The organism is Kosakonia sp. YIM B13571 (genome assembly GCF_042788095.1).
GTDB classification, from domain to species: domain Bacteria; phylum Pseudomonadota; class Gammaproteobacteria; order Enterobacterales; family Enterobacteriaceae; genus Kosakonia; species Kosakonia quasisacchari.
In genome coordinates this window covers 1-12,690 of the sequence record NZ_JBHZPL010000010.1, presented here as the reverse complement: position 1 = coordinate 12,690, position 12,690 = coordinate 1, and the positions used below count along the sequence as shown (strand labels likewise).

At 53.5% G+C, this 12,690-nt stretch carries 12 protein-coding genes and 1 other annotated feature; of the genes, 8 read left to right on the top strand and 4 right to left on the bottom strand.

All coding sequences use genetic code 11. The annotated features are described in order from the left end of the window. Window positions 1-15: 15 nt before the first annotated feature. From ACFX4O_RS19035 to ACFX4O_RS19015, 5 genes are all read left to right on the top strand, one after another. Complete coding sequence (locus tag ACFX4O_RS19035) at window positions 16-441, top strand: DUF2946 domain-containing protein (protein WP_380210459.1); 426 nt, start codon at window positions 16-18, stop codon at window positions 439-441. A gap of 63 nt (window positions 442-504) precedes the next feature. Then, complete coding sequence (locus tag ACFX4O_RS19030; RefSeq protein WP_380210461.1) at window positions 505-1,866, top strand: PepSY-associated TM helix domain-containing protein; 1,362 nt, start codon at window positions 505-507, stop codon at window positions 1,864-1,866. Window positions 1,867-2,049: 183 nt separating this feature from the next. Continuing rightward, the gene (aroF, locus tag ACFX4O_RS19025) at window positions 2,050-3,120 is read left to right on the top strand and encodes a 3-deoxy-7-phosphoheptulonate synthase AroF (protein ID WP_313508420.1); all 1,071 of its coding nucleotides are present in this window, start codon (window positions 2,050-2,052) and stop codon (window positions 3,118-3,120) included. Between the two features lie 9 nt (window positions 3,121-3,129). Continuing rightward, window positions 3,130-4,251 carry a bifunctional chorismate mutase/prephenate dehydrogenase gene (tyrA, locus tag ACFX4O_RS19020; RefSeq protein ID WP_380210463.1) on the top strand — a complete coding sequence of 374 codons (1,122 nt, stop codon included), beginning with the start codon at window positions 3,130-3,132 and terminating at the stop codon, window positions 4,249-4,251. Window positions 4,252-4,319: 68 nt separating this feature from the next. Beyond that, window positions 4,320-5,192 (top strand): SMP-30/gluconolactonase/LRE family protein, encoded by an 873-nt coding sequence (locus tag ACFX4O_RS19015; protein ID WP_380210465.1) that lies wholly within the window; start codon window positions 4,320-4,322, stop codon window positions 5,190-5,192. On the opposite strand, the gene pheA is transcribed toward ACFX4O_RS19015, so the two are convergent. The 4 genes from pheA to bamD all read right to left on the bottom strand — a co-directional run bounded on the left by pheA (window position 5,189) and on the right by bamD (window position 7,957). After that, on the bottom strand, window positions 5,189-6,349 hold the full coding sequence (gene pheA / locus ACFX4O_RS19010; RefSeq protein ID WP_380210467.1) for a bifunctional chorismate mutase/prephenate dehydratase: 1,161 nt from the start codon (window positions 6,347-6,349) through the stop codon (window positions 5,189-5,191). The two genes, ACFX4O_RS19015 and pheA, sit on opposite strands and share 4 nt — an antisense overlap. Before the next feature lie 30 nt (window positions 6,350-6,379). Then, window positions 6,380-6,505 (bottom strand) — a sequence feature (Phe leader region). After that, window positions 6,454-6,504 (bottom strand): pheA operon leader peptide PheL, encoded by a 51-nt coding sequence (gene pheL / locus ACFX4O_RS19005; protein ID WP_189660115.1) that lies wholly within the window; start codon window positions 6,502-6,504, stop codon window positions 6,454-6,456. (Overlaps the previous feature by 51 nt.) A 101-nt stretch (window positions 6,506-6,606) precedes the next feature. Then, the gene (raiA, locus tag ACFX4O_RS19000) at window positions 6,607-6,945 is read right to left on the bottom strand and encodes a ribosome-associated translation inhibitor RaiA (RefSeq protein WP_044489450.1); all 339 of its coding nucleotides are present in this window, start codon (window positions 6,943-6,945) and stop codon (window positions 6,607-6,609) included. Window positions 6,946-7,219: 274 nt separating this feature from the next. Then, window positions 7,220-7,957 (bottom strand): outer membrane protein assembly factor BamD, encoded by a 738-nt coding sequence (bamD, locus tag ACFX4O_RS18995; RefSeq protein WP_380210469.1) that lies wholly within the window; start codon window positions 7,955-7,957, stop codon window positions 7,220-7,222. Between the two features lie 131 nt (window positions 7,958-8,088). Here bamD and rluD point away from each other — a divergent pair, with 131 nt between their 5' ends. The 3 genes from rluD (at window position 8,089) to clpB (ending at window position 12,500) form a co-directional block, all read left to right on the top strand. Beyond that, window positions 8,089-9,069, top strand: a complete 981-nt coding sequence (rluD, locus tag ACFX4O_RS18990) for a 23S rRNA pseudouridine(1911/1915/1917) synthase RluD (protein WP_131413599.1) — start codon at window positions 8,089-8,091, stop codon at window positions 9,067-9,069. Next, window positions 9,066-9,797, top strand: a complete 732-nt coding sequence (gene yfiH, locus ACFX4O_RS18985) for a purine nucleoside phosphorylase YfiH (protein ID WP_380210472.1) — start codon at window positions 9,066-9,068, stop codon at window positions 9,795-9,797. Before rluD ends, yfiH begins: the two co-directional genes overlap by 4 nt. A gap of 129 nt (window positions 9,798-9,926) precedes the next feature. Further along, the gene (gene clpB / locus ACFX4O_RS18980; protein ID WP_131413601.1) at window positions 9,927-12,500 is read left to right on the top strand and encodes an ATP-dependent chaperone ClpB; all 2,574 of its coding nucleotides are present in this window, start codon (window positions 9,927-9,929) and stop codon (window positions 12,498-12,500) included. Window positions 12,501-12,690: the final 190 nt, after the last annotated feature.

Below are 12,690 nucleotides of genomic sequence, written 5' to 3'. Positions count from 1 at the left end.
CCGGGAGGAGAAGTGGTGAGGAACGTTTTTCATCAATACGCAGCACAACGCGCAGCCACAGGGCTGGCGCTGTTTGCGATCTTGTTGATCCTCGTTGCGCCGCTGATTTCTGTCTCGCTGCAGCAAGACCCGATGAGCGCGATGCCCGGCATGCACCACGAGATGAACATGCCGATGCATGCACATCACGATGTCTCATCGCAGCCGATGTCGCACCATCAAAGTTCATCGCAAAGTATGCCGCTTGATCACGCCGAGGCCTGTGGTTACTGCGTATTGCTGGCACATGTTCCCGGTCTTATTTTCCTTGTTATTTTGCTGTTGCTTGGCCGTGTGCTGCGCATCCGCCTGGCTGCTACCCGCCAGCGCGTTCGGCACTGGCACTTCTTTCCCTGGCTTTGTCCTGACACCCGCGCCCCGCCGTGCGTCTGCTTTTCCTGACCCTAAAAAAATGCCCGTTCGCCTGTGCGAAACGGCAACCTTTTGCTATTTCTGAGGAAAAGTATGACAACCTGCACTCCGCGTGCGGCGTGGCTTAGTGTGCTGCGACGCCTGCATTTTTACATTGGCCTGTTTGTCGGCCCGTTTATTTTTGTCGCCGCTCTGAGCGGCACGTTATACGTGGCGACGCCACAGCTGGAAAACAGGCTCTATCACGATGTGCTTTACGGTGTGGAAGAGGGGGCGCGGCAACCGCTCGCCGAGCAAATCGCTGTTGCTGAACACGTAACGGGTGGTCATTTGCGTCTGCATGCGGTGCGCCCCGGACTTGCCGGGAGTGACACAACCCGCGTGATGTTTGCTGACCCGCAACTGGGCGCATCAGAGAACCGCGCGATATTTATCGACCCGGTGACGCTGCAAGTGAAAGGGGATATGACGGTCTATGGTACCAGCGGAATTTTGCCGCTGCGCCAGTGGATTGATTATTTCCATCGCGCGCTGCTGCTGGGCGATGTTGGTCGAATTTACAGCGAACTGGCAGCGTCCTGGATGTGGGTTGCCGCGCTCGGTGGCATTGCGCTGTGGTTTTTTACCCGCCCGAAACGGCGCATCAATAACGCGGTGCAGAATCATCGTCGCCTGCATGTCTCTTTAGGTTGGATCTTGCTTGCCGGGATGCTGCTATTTTCCGCCACCGGTCTGACCTGGTCGCAGTGGGCGGGCGGCAATGTTGACAGCCTGCGAGCGGCGTTTGGCTGGATGACGCCGCAGGTCAATACGCAACTGCACGGCTTGCAAGAGATGAACGATCCGCATGCTGAACACCATATGGTGCACGACGGCATGAATATGCCGGATATGCAGCTGGATCTGGTGCAGTTCGACGAAGCCTTACACAGCGCGCGGCAAGCCGGGATCGCCGCCAGCAAGCTGGAGATCCGCCCGCCGCGCAGTGCAGATAAAGCCTGGACGGTAACTGAAATCGATCGCGGCTGGCCCACGCGCGTGGATGCGGTGGCAATTGACGGCAGTACGATGGCGGTAGTGGATCGCACAAGGTTCGCTGATTTCCCGCTGATGGCGAAGCTGACTCGCTGGGGCGTCGATTTCCATATGGGCATTCTGTTTGGCCTGGCGAATCAATTGCTGCTGATTGCCTTTGGCTGTGCGCTGTGCGTAATGATTGTGATTGGCTACCGGCTGTGGTGGATCCGCCGCCCGGCCAGTGCGAACGCAAATCCGGCGAGCACGCTACTGTACAGTTGGCTGAGCTTACCGCTATCAGGACGGATAATGAGCGCTTTACTGGCGCTGTTGCTGGGGCTGGCGTTACCCGTAATGGGAGCCAGCTTGCTGCTGTTTATACTGATTGATGCGGTGCGCTGGAGACAACATGCCAGGCGTGCTGTCGTAGAAATATAGCCGCAAAATGTCGCCATTTGTAAAGTTAATATTACACAAGGCGACAACAAAATCGGGATAAATTTGCTTTTGTAAAGTAATCGTTACGCCATGTGGATTGAAATCTTTACCCGGTGTGGTATCGTTACGTCATCCTCACTTGAGGAACAACTATCGCAAACGAGCCATACAGGATTTTTGATCATGCAAAAAGACGCGCTGAATAACGTACATATTACCGATGAACAGGTGCTGATCACCCCGGATCAGTTAAAAGCGGCCTTCCCGTTGACCACCGAGCAGGAAGCGCAAATTGCGCAGTCCCGCCAGACCATTTCCAACATTATTGCCGGGCGCGATCCGCGTCTGCTGGTGGTCTGCGGTCCTTGCTCGATTCACGATCCGGAAGCCGCGATTGAATATGCTCGTCGATTTAAAGCCCTTGCCGCAGAGGTCAGCGATAGCCTCTACCTGGTGATGCGCGTCTATTTTGAAAAACCCCGTACCACCGTTGGCTGGAAGGGGCTGATTAACGATCCGCACATGGATGGTTCGTTTGATGTGGAAGCAGGCCTGAAGATTGCGCGTCGTCTGCTGGTTGAACTGGTCAGCATGGGGCTGCCGCTGGCGACCGAAGCGCTGGATCCGAATAGCCCGCAGTTCCTTGGCGATCTGTTTAGCTGGTCGGCAATTGGTGCGCGGACCACAGAATCACAAACGCACCGCGAGATGGCTTCGGGTTTATCAATGCCGGTTGGCTTCAAAAACGGTACCGACGGTAGCTTGGCAACTGCCATCAATGCGATGCGCGCGGCTGCCATGCCGCACCGTTTTGTTGGCATCAACCAGGCCGGCCAGGTTTGCCTGCTGCAAACCCAGGGCAACCCGGATGGGCATGTGATCCTGCGTGGCGGTAAAGCGCCGAATTACAGCCCGGCGGATGTCGCGCAGTGTGAAAAAGAGATGGAACAGGCGGGACTGAAACCGTCGCTGATGGTAGATTGCAGCCATGGTAATTCCAACAAAGATTACCGTCGCCAGCCTGCCGTTGCTGAATCGGTGGTGGCGCAGATCAAAGATGGCAACCGTTCGATTACCGGTCTGATGATTGAAAGCAATATTCATGAAGGCAATCAATCTTCTGAGCAGCCGCGCAGCGAGATGAAATACGGCGTTTCCGTGACCGATGCGTGCATCAGTTGGGAAGCGACCGAAGCGCTGCTGCGTGAAATCAACAACGATCTGCGTAACAGCCTGGCGGCGCGTTTTGCTTAAGAGGGTGTTATGGTTGCTGAACTGACCGCGCTGCGCGATCAAATTGATGAAGTTGACAAGGCGCTGCTGGGTTTACTGGCGCGCCGCCTGGAACTGGTGGCAGAAGTCGGCGAGGTAAAAAGCAAGTATGGCTTGCCGATTTATGTGCCGGAGCGCGAAGCGACTATGCTGGCGTCGCGCCGCAAAGAGGCTGAATCACTGGGTGTGCCGCCGGATCTGATTGAAGATGTGCTGCGCCGTGTGATGCGTGAATCCTACTCAAGCGAAAATGACAAAGGGTTTAAAACCCTTTGCCCAGAACTACGCCCGGTGGTGATTGTGGGCGGCGGTGGGCAAATGGGGCAACTGTTTGCCAAAATGCTGACGCTCTCTGGCTACCAGGTGCGCATTCTTGAAAAAGAAGATTGGGCGCAGGCCGATATGCTGCTGGCTGACGCGGGCATGGTGATTGTCAGCGTGCCTATTCACGTTACCGAGCAGGTGATCGCCAAACTCCCGACTCTACCGGATGACTGTATTCTGGTCGATCTGGCATCGGTGAAAAGCGGACCATTACAGGCGATGCTGACGGCGCACAAAGGGCCGGTGCTCGGGTTGCACCCGATGTTTGGCCCGGATAGCGGCAGTCTGGCCAAGCAGGTGGTGGTCTGGTGTGATGGCCGACAGCCGGAAGCGTATCAGTGGTTCCTGGAACAGATTCAAGTGTGGGGCGCGCGTTTACATCGCATTAGCGCCGTTGAGCACGATCAGAACATGGCCTTTATTCAGGCGCTGCGGCACTTCGCAACGTTCGCATATGGCCTGCATCTGGCGGAAGAGAATGTTCAGCTCGAACAGTTGCTGGCGCTTTCATCACCGATTTATCGCCTGGAACTGGCGATGGTCGGGCGCTTGTTTGCGCAGGATCCGCAGTTGTACGCCGACATTATTATGTCGTCGTCCAGTAACCTGGCGCTGATTAAACGCTACTACCAGCGTTTTGGCGAAGCGATTGGCCTGCTGGAGCAGGGCGATAAGCAGGCGTTTATCGATAGCTTCCGCAAAGTTGAGCACTGGTTTGGCGATTATGCCCAACGTTTCCAGAGTGAAAGCCGTGTGTTATTACGTCAGGCCAACGACAGCCGCCCGTAAGTGAAAAAGCCGTTTATACTGAAAAGCCAGTGGTAACCCACTGGCTTTTTTCATTTAAGGGATGCGCAATGGCTGAGTTGCACACGCTGTTTGATTACACCGGGCATTTACCGGAATGCCCCACCTGGAGCGAAGCGGAGCAGGCGCTCTACTGGGCGGATATTATTGAAGGCGAGATCCACCGTTATCACTTATCGTCTGGTGAACATACGGTGCTCTCGTTTGCCGAAGAAGTGGGCTGCTTTGCGCTGCGTGAGAAAGGCGGCTTTATCGTGGCGATGCGTAATGCCATCTGGCTGACGGATGCACGCGGTTTGCTGCGACAAAAAGTCTGTGATAATCCTTCAAACCCGCAGCTGGCGCGCTTTAACGATGGTGGCACCGATCATTTGGGCCGTTTTTATGCGGGCACATTTTGGGGGCCGGGTGATTACAACGGCGCGTTACTGTTGCGCATTGATAACGACCTCACGCCCAAAGTATTGCAGTGCGACATTCACGGTGCCAATGGCCTTGCTTTCAGCCACGATAAACAGTGGATGTTCACTTCGGATACGCCGAACGCGGTGATTTACCGCACGCCGCTTGATGAGCAGGGCGAGCCGGGTAAACGTGAGGTCTTCCGCCGTTTTAACGCCGGGGAAGGCATTCCGGATGGTGCGGCGATGGATGTTGAAGGTTGTTACTGGAGCGCGATGTTTGACGGCTGGCGCATTGCCCGTTTTTCGCCGCAGGGTGAACAACTGGCAGAGTATCGCTTGCCGGTACGTTGCCCGACGATGGTCTGTTTTGGCGGCCCTGAGATGAAAACGCTATTTATCACCACCACGCGGGAAAATATGACGGCGGACGAAGTGGCGCAATATCCGCTGTCGGGGGCGATCTTCACCCTGCCCGTGGCGGTGGCAGGGATGAAGAAGCCTTTGTTTAAAGAGGATTAAATCGGGTCGACCGGCACTACATTTTCACTGGGGTAGCAGCCAAGCACTTTCAGCGAACGTGCGGTGTCGGTGAGTTCGCGCAGTGCTTTTTGCATCAGTGCGGATTGCAGATTGGCCTGCACGTCAATGTAAAACATCTCTTCCCACGGGTTGCCGTGAATTGGGCGTGATTCCAGTTTGGTCATGATCAGATTGTGGTTACGCAGCACCAACAGGGCTTCAACCAGGGAACCTGCTTGCTGGCCGGTCGCCATCAGCAGCGTGGTTTTTGCCGGCACTTGATCGGAAACATCAATGGCTTTGCGTGCCAGCACCACGAAGCGCGTAATGTTCTGCGTCTGGTTCGCCAGATTACGTTGCAGTACCTGCAAGCCATACAGTGCGCCACCGGCTTCGCTACCCAGCGCCGCGACCTGTGGAGAGTTCGCCTGCGCGACCTTTTCCATCGCGGCGGCGGTGCTTTCGCAATACTCAATTTTCCACTGCGGATAGCGGTTAATGAACTGGCTACATTGCTGGAAAGGCTGCGGATGGCTGTAAACCGTGGTGATCTGTTCTAAATCGGTGGCGCTAGAAACCAGAATGCAATGGTCAATAGGAATTGTCAGTTCACCGACGATAGATAAACTGGTGTGCTGGAGCAGGTCGTAAACATCGTTAATCGCCCCAGAGGTGGTGTTCTCCAGCGGTACAACCGCGTAATCGGCCTGGCCCGTTTCTACCTGGCTGAAGATATCGTGAAATTTCAGGCAACCGCTTTCAATGAACTGCTCAAAATGGCGTGCCGCGTATTGGCGAGCAGCCAGATGTGAGTACGAGCCTTTCGGGCCAAGAAAAGCGATACGGGCTGAGTGCGGGTTAATTTCATTCAGATGCTGCTGGAGCAGAGCTTGCTGGGTGAGAACGGAGTCTTCGATGATCAACTGGAACAGGCGGGTGATGTAGTGGGCGTCCAGATGATGTGCTTTGCCGAGTTCTATCAGACGTTCGAGTAAATCACGCTCGCGATCGATATCGCGTACCGGGCGGTGCGAATCCAGCTTGGCTTTGCCGACTTCAACAGAGAGCTGGCGGCGTTCGGCCAGCAGCGTCAGCAACTGTTCATCCAGTGCGCTGATCTTTACGCGTAAATCCAGTAAGGGGTTTTCAGCCGTCATGTTGTTGCCTTTCGTCTTTAATTGTTATCAATAAAAAAGGCCTCCCGGTGTGGGAGGCCTTATTGTTCGTCTTCGCATTCTTTATCACAAAACGAATCGCCTCCCTAATTGGGGAAGGTAAAAAAGAATGCGAAGAAGAACGGAACAAGTTTCATGGAGTTTTCCTTTGTGCGACCGAAGTACAGTACCCGTACTGTTTTCGCTCTGTCAATAAAAAACGCGCCCGTGGGCGCGTTGGGATGGGCTCAATGTAGAGACTACTCTTCTTCTTCCTCAACAAAGCTTGTGTCTTTCACCGATGTTGCGGCGCGACGTGCTTCACCTTTGTGCTGCACTTTATTAAGCTGCCGTTCCAGCTTGTTAATCAAGTCGTTGATTGCAGTGTACATATCTTCATGTTTCGCACTGGCAACTAGCTGCCCGTTAGGTGTGTTGATTGTTGCATCGGCGATAAAGCCCTGTGGCTCTTTCGACAGGATGATATGCGGGTTAATCAGTTGAGTTTGCCATTTATCCAGTTTGGCGAGACGGTCTGTGACATGCTGGCGGATTGCCGGAGTAATTTCCATTTGTTTACTGGTAATGTTCATTGTCATAAATTTTACCTCTTGTCTTTCCGTCTTGGTGATTTCAGCATACCGTCCATAATGTCAAAATGTGTGATTTAAATCACATTATTTTGTCACTTTTTGTCAATGAAGGGGTTTTGTGAGGCAGGGCAGGAAGAGGGCAAATTTACCTTGTCTAAGCCACCATTAGCAGTCATAGTTGATAGGATGGGTTGCGGCTAAACCGCTTTAGTGATAGATAAAATGAATAAAAAACGGCAGCCCGTAGGCTGCCGTTTTGCATTTCAGGCGATCAGGTCAATTAGGTTCGATTGCTGTTCGCCGCAATAATTTTCGCCACTTTATCCGCCTGCGCGTTGAGCTGCAGTTCACGATAGGCTTTTTCCATCAGCGGCAGGGCGTCATGTGTCGCTTTTGTATCCGGGAAGTCACGCAGCATACCTTCTACACGGTTGGTTACTGCAACCCAGGCACCACGATCGGTGTAATATTCTGCAACCGACAGCTCATATTTCGACAGACGATCTTTCAGGAACACCAGGCGCTTGGTGGCATCGGTGACGTACTGGCTGCTCGGGTAACCGCGCACCAGTTTGGAGAAATCTTTGAATGCGTCGCGGGCATGCGCCGGATCGCGATCGCTACGGTCTACGCCGAAGAACCCTTGCAGGGCACTGTCATCCAGCGCCATGTTGGTCAGCCCACGCATATACATCACGTAATCGATGTTCGGATGGGTTGGGTTCAGACGAATAAAACGATCAATCGCGGCTTGCGCCAGCGGCAGATCGGCATTTTTGTAATACGCGTAAATCAGATCCAGCTGCACTTGTTGTGAGTAAGGACCAAACGGATAACGATTATCAAGTGCTTCCAGTTGCGTTATTGCCGCCTTCCAGTTACCGTCTTGCAGCTTTTGCTGAGCTGTCGCGTAGATTTCGTTTGGCGGATTATCAGGCACTTCTTCCTTTGAACCGGAGCAACCTGCCAAAGCCAGACTCAACGTGGCGGCTGCCACCAGATATTTCAAGCGCGTCATGACGTTTAGACTTTCCTCAGAATGTTTATGCGGGAGATTCTTTATTCCTGCTCCCGACTAAGACCAGCTACAATAGCACACTATATTAAACGGCGAAGCCGTAAAACCCAACGTTAACGAAGAAGCTGTCTATGGCACAACTAGTACAACTCACCGCAACGGTATCCGAAAACCAACTCGGTCAACGCTTAGATCAAGCTTTGGCCGAATTGTTCCCGGATTATTCACGTTCGCGCATAAAAGAATGGATTCTCGACCAGCGCGTGCTGGTCAACGGCGCTGTCAGCGACAAGCCGAAAGAGAAAGTGTTGGGTGGCGAACTCATTGCTATCAACGCAGAAATCGAAGAAGAAGCGCGCTTTGAACCGCAGGATATTCCACTTAACATCGTCTATGAAGACGATGACATTATTGTCATTAACAAGCCGCGCGACTTGGTCGTACACCCGGGCGCGGGTAACCCTGATGGCACCGTTCTTAATGCCTTGCTGCATTATTATCCGCCCATTGTGGATGTTCCGCGCGCAGGCATCGTCCACCGTCTGGATAAAGACACTACCGGTTTGATGGTGGTGGCGAAAACCGTACCCGCTCAGACGCGGCTGGTGGAGTCGCTGCAACTGCGTGAAATCACGCGTGAATACGAAGCGGTAGCGATTGGGCATATGACTTCCGGTGGAACGGTGGAAGAACCCATCAGCCGCCATCCGACTAAGCGTACCCATATGTCGGTGCATCCGATGGGCAAACCGGCGGTGACACACTACCGCATTATGGAACATTTTCGTGTGCATACACGCCTGCGTTTGCGCCTGGAAACAGGCCGTACGCACCAGATTCGCGTGCACATGGCGCATATTACTCACCCGCTGGTGGGCGACCAGCTCTATGGCGGCCGTCCGCGTCCGCCGAAAGGCGCATCGGACGAGTTTATCGATACACTCCGCAAGTTTGATCGCCAGGCTCTGCATGCCACCATGCTGCGTCTTTACCACCCCATCAGTGGTATCGAAATGGAATGGCATGCGCCGATTCCACAAGACATGGTTGATTTGATTGATGCGATGCGCGCTGATTTTGAAACCCATAAGGACGATGTCGCCTGGTTATGACCAAACTGATCCTCCCGGACTGGCCGCTGCCAAAAGGTGTGGCGGCCTGTAGCTCGACGCGTGTTGGCGGCGTTAGCCTGCCGCCTTACGATTCGCTGAACCTTGGTGCACATTGCGGGGACAATACTGAGCATGTGGAAGAGAATCGCGCGCGCGTATTCGCAGCGGGCGGTTTGCCTTCGAAGCCGGTGTGGCTTGAACAGGTTCATGGCACTGACGTGCTCGAACTCAGCGGTGGTCCCTATGCGTCGAAACGGGCGGATGCGTCATACAGCAACACGCCCGGTACAGTCTGTGCGGTGATGACCGCCGACTGTTTACCGGTCTTGTTTTGTAACCAGGCTGGCACTGAAGTTGGTGCTGCCCATGCCGGTTGGCGTGGTTTATGTGCGGGTGTGCTGGAACAGACGGTTGCCTGTTTCGCCGATAAACCGGAAAGCCTCATGGCGTGGCTGGGACCGGCGATTGGGCCGCAAGCATTTGAAGTTGGTGCAGAAGTTCGCGAAGCGTTCATAGCGCACGATCCGCAGGCCGACAGCGCTTTTCATCCCCACGGTGAAAAATATTTCGCTGATATCTACCAGCTTGCTCGCCAGCGCCTGGCGAGCGTAGGCGTACAGCAGGTGTTCGGCGGTGATCGCTGCACCTTCAGCGATAAGGATGATTTTTTCTCATACCGCCGGGACAAGACGACCGGACGTATGGCAAGTTTCATTTGGCTGATATAACCTAAAGAATCAAGACGATCCAGCACGCGTAGGTTTTCTTTCGCATAATTCAGGTCATTCACCTTGAATAATTGAGGGATGACCTCATTTAATCTCCAGTAGCAATTTTGACCTGTTATGGGAGGAGTTATGCGTCTGGATCGTCTTACCAATAAATTCCAGCTTGCTCTCGCCGATGCCCAGTCGCTCGCACTCGGGCACGACAATCAATTTATCGAACCTCTTCATTTAATGAGCGCCTTACTGAATCAGGAAGGCGGTTCGATTCATCCTTTATTAACCTCTGCTGGCGTGAACGCCGGTCAGTTACGCACAGCGATTGAACAAGCGCTGAGCCGCTTGCCACAGGTGGAAGGCACCGGTGGCGACGTGCAGCCTTCTCAGGATCTGGTGCGTGTGCTTAATCTTTGCGACAAGCTGGCGCAAAAGCGAGGTGACAACTTTATCTCGTCGGAACTTTTCGTTCTGGCGGCGCTTGAATCACGCGGTACGCTGACGGATTTGCTTAAATCTGCTGGTGCGACAACCGCCAATGTGACCCAGGCGATTGAACAAATGCGTGGGGGAGAGAACGTGAACGACCAGGGGGCCGAAGACCAACGTCAGGCCTTGAAAAAATTCACCGTCGATCTGACTGAGCGCGCCGAACAAGGCAAGCTCGATCCGGTTATCGGTCGTGACGAAGAGATTCGTCGTACGATCCAGGTACTGCAACGGCGTACCAAAAATAACCCGGTGCTGATTGGTGAACCGGGCGTCGGTAAAACGGCGATTGTCGAAGGGCTGGCGCAACGTATTGTTAACGGTGAAGTGCCGGAAGGACTGAAAGGCCGCCGTGTGCTGGCGCTGGATATGGGCGCACTGGTTGCTGGCGCAAAATATCGCGGTGAATTTGAAGAGCGTTTAAAAGGTGTGCTGAACGATCTGTCGAAACAGGAAGGCAACGTCATTCTGTTTATCGACGAGCTGCATACGATGGTCGGTGCTGGTAAAGCCGACGGTGCAATGGATGCGGGCAACATGCTGAAACCCGCGTTAGCGCGCGGTGAACTGCACTGCGTGGGCGCTACCACGCTGGATGAGTATCGCCAATATATAGAGAAAGATGCAGCACTGGAGCGTCGTTTCCAGAAAGTGCTGGTGGCCGAGCCGACAGTGGAAGATACCATTGCGATTCTGCGTGGGCTGAAAGAGCGTTACGAACTGCATCATCATGTGCAAATTACCGATCCGGCAATTGTTGCGGCGGCGACGCTGTCACATCGCTACATCGCCGATCGCCAACTGCCGGATAAAGCCATCGACTTGATTGATGAAGCGGCGTCCAGCATTCGTATGCAGATTGACTCGAAACCGGAAGAACTCGACCGACTCGATCGCCGTATTATTCAGCTCAAACTGGAGCAGCGGGCGCTGATGAAAGAGTCCGATGAAGCCAGTATCAAGCGGCTCGAAATGCTTAATGAAGAGTTGGAAGATAAAGAACGCCAGTACTCATCATTAGAAGAAGAGTGGAAAGCTGAAAAAGCCTCCCTTTCCGGAACCCAAACCATTAAGTCGGAACTGGAGCAGGCCAAAATTGCCATGGAGCAAGCGCGACGTAATGGTGATTTAGGACGCATGTCGGAACTTCAGTACGGGAAAATACCGGAGCTTGAAAAACAGCTGGCTGCCGCAACTCAGACCGAGGGTAAAACCATGCGTCTGCTGCGTAACCGTGTAACCGATGTGGAAATTGCAGACGTGCTGGCGCGCTGGACCGGCATCCCGGTAGCGAGAATGATGGAAGGCGAGCGCGAAAAATTACTGCGAATGGAGCATGACCTCCACCATCGGGTAATTGGCCAGGATGAAGCTGTCGAAGCCGTTTCTAACGCTATTCGCCGTAGCCGCGCTGGGCTGTCTGATCCGAATCGCCCGATCGGTTCGTTCCTGTTCCTCGGGCCTACCGGGGTGGGTAAAACCGAATTGTGTAAGTCCCTTGCGAACTTTATGTTCGATAGTGACGATGCAATGGTACGTATCGATATGTCGGAATTTATGGAGAAACACTCCGTTTCACGTCTTGTCGGTGCGCCTCCGGGATATGTTGGTTATGAAGAGGGCGGTTATCTGACGGAAGCGGTCCGCCGTCGCCCTTATTCCGTTATCCTACTGGATGAAGTAGAGAAAGCGCATCCGGATGTGTTTAACATTCTGTTGCAGGTACTGGACGATGGTCGTCTGACTGATGGGCAAGGCAGAACGGTTGATTTCCGTAATACGGTCGTCATTATGACTTCCAACCTGGGTTCTGATTTGATCCAAGAGCGTTTTGGCGATCTGGATTACAGCCACATGAAAGAGCTGGTGTTAGGTGTGGTTAGCCAGAGCTTCCGGCCGGAATTCATCAACCGTATTGATGAAGTGGTGGTGTTCCATCCGTTGGGTGAAAAACACATTGCTTCTATTGCGCAGATCCAACTGCAGCGTTTGTATAAACGTCTGGAAGAGCGTGGCTATGCTGTAAGCATTTCCGACGACGCGTTGAAGCTGCTCAGCGCAAACGGGTACGATCCGGTGTATGGTGCGCGTCCACTGAAACGCGCTATTCAACAGCAGATTGAAAACCCGCTGGCGCAGCAGATTCTTTCTGGCGAGTTGATTCCGGGCAAACCGGTGCAGCTTGTGGTGAAAGATGAGCGAATTGTGGCAGTGCAGTAAATCACAAAAGAAGAAAACGAGCCCTTTTGGGCTCGTTTTTGTTTGAAAACCAGGCAAAAATTAAACATCTAAGTGCAATTTGCCTGAAAAGTGAGCGAACGATCGCTTTTTTCAAATTAGGGGTTGTCAGCGGAAATTAACTCCCTATAATGCGCCTCCACTGACACGGCACAACGGCAAACACACCGGC